The 1,284-nt window shown below is 71.7% G+C and carries 2 protein-coding genes; one reads left to right on the forward strand and one right to left on the reverse strand.

Annotated features, from left to right (window positions below; genetic code table 11):
• Positions 1 to 751 (forward strand): HAD family hydrolase (locus G6024_RS02820; RefSeq protein WP_159147922.1); only part of this gene is annotated, 751 nt, incomplete at its 5' end.
• Positions 752 to 787: 36 nt separating this feature from the next.
• Here G6024_RS02820 and G6024_RS02825 read toward each other — a convergent pair.
• A partial coding sequence (locus G6024_RS02825) for a lysophospholipid acyltransferase family protein (protein ID WP_478213473.1) occupies positions 788 to 1,284 on the reverse strand: 497 nt, incomplete at its 5' end.

Below are 1,284 nucleotides of genomic sequence, written 5' to 3' on the forward strand. Positions count from 1 at the left end.
CCAGGGCGCGTCGATCATCCTGCTGGCCCGCGGGCTGGCCAAGCATCGCTTCTTCACCGCGCGCGACGTCGCCGGGTTGGCGTGGTCGCAGGCCAAGTTCCGGATCTCCGGGGAGGAGAACGCCGAGGACGTCGCCACCGGACGCGACAAGGCCCTGAGCTTCGTCAAGGGTCGCACCGTCGCCGAACTGACCGAATTGAGCGAGGAGGTCGTGGACACCTCGATGCTCGACCGCGTCTGGCCGGGCACCCGCTCGCTGGTGCAGATGCACCTGGACGCCGGGCAGCAGGTCTGGCTGGTCACCGCGACGCCGGTGATGCTGGCGCGCGTCATCGCCACCCGGCTGGGATTGTCGGGGGCGCTGGGCACGGTCGCGGAGGAGGAGTACGGCGTCTACACGGGCCGGCTCGTGGGCGACATCCTGCACGGGCCCGGCAAGGCGCACGCGATCGCCAAGCTCGCCGAGGCCGAGGGCTTCGACCTGGCCAAGTGCTACGCGTACTCGGACAGTTTCAACGACATGCCGATGCTCACGATGGTGGGCAACCCGGTCGCCATCAACCCGGATTCGAAGCTGCGCAAGTACGCCTCGGAGAACGGCTGGAACATCAAGGACTTCCGCACCGTCCGCAAGGCCGCGAAGAAGGCGATGCCAGGCGTCCTCGCCGTCGGCGGGCTCGCGGGCGCCCGGGCGGCCGCGCGCTCGGACTACGCCAGCCGCGCGATGGACCGGGCGCGCCGCATCTTCTGACGCGGGTCCGCGCCGGGTCGCTCCCCCGCCGCCGGCTCAGCCGAAGAAGACGCTGCCGCGGCGGGCGAGGTTGCGGAACAGCGTGTTCTGGATGGTCTCCCGGACCTGGTCGGTGATCTCGAAGACCACCATCGGGTCCTCTGCGGCGTCGGGCCCCAGGTGCGAGGTCTCGATCGGCTCGCCGAACTCGATCGTCCACTTGGTGGGCAGCGGGATGCCGCCGAGCGCGCCGAGGAGCGGGAACGCGGGCGTGACGGGCATGTACGGCAGGCCGAGCAGCCGCGCGAGCGCCGGGACCTCACCGATCTTGGGGTAGATCTCCTCGGAGCCGACCACCGAGCACGGGATGATCGGCGCGCCAGCGGCCAGGGCGGTGGCCACGAACCCGCCGCGGCCGAAGCGCTGCAGGCGGTAGCGGTCGGCGAACGGCTTGCCGAGCCCCTTGAAGCCCTCCGGCCACACGGCCACCACGTGACCGCTCTCCAGCAGGCGCTCGGCGTCGGCGGCACAGGCCAGGGTCGCCCCCGCCCGGC

Origin of the sequence: Dietzia maris, assembly GCF_014144855.1 — a bacterium.
Lineage (GTDB): Bacteria > Actinomycetota > Actinomycetes > Mycobacteriales > Mycobacteriaceae > Dietzia > Dietzia kunjamensis.